At 45.9% G+C, this 512-nt stretch carries 1 protein-coding gene; it reads right to left on the bottom strand.

Features of this window, described 5'->3' with window-relative positions; all coding sequences use genetic code 11:
* Nucleotides 1-512 (bottom strand): class I tRNA ligase family protein (locus AC1DRJ_RS32225; RefSeq protein ID WP_477805644.1); only part of this gene is annotated, 512 nt, incomplete at both ends.

The following is a 512-nucleotide window of genomic DNA, read 5'->3' as shown; positions in this document are numbered from 1 at the left end:
ATACCCGACTCCCCAAGACGCTCCCACATTTCCGAGCACACATGCGGTGCGAAGGGAAACAGGGCTTTTATGAAATCCTTGGCGATTCGCTGGCAAAAATAGACTTTGGCTTTTTCAGCTTCGTTGATGAATTCCATGAACGCAGCCACCGCGGTATTGAAGTTCAACGAAACAAAAGATGCGTCAATCTTCGAGAGCGCGTTCCCCCAAAGCGTTTCCAGTCTTTCATTGGAAACGCCCGCCTGGTTTTCTTGTGGTATCGCCACGAAGGCGTCATGTTCCAGGAGACTCGATACTCTACTCAGGAATCTTGCACAGCCTTTGATACCCTTGATATCCCACTTTTTGTTTTGGCCAAGCGGCCCCATGAACATCATGTAAATCCTGAACGTATCGACACCATATTCTTCAATAAGCGTATCTGGAACAACAACATTCAAGAGTGATTTCGACATCTTAGTGTTGAACACCTGCAATTCGTCATTGGTATTTTTTAACCAATACTTTCCATC

Source organism: Pseudomonas sp. P5_B2, from assembly GCF_056400445.1.
Note: the sequence above shows the minus strand (reverse complement) of the source record. Positions and strands in the feature narration are given on the sequence as shown.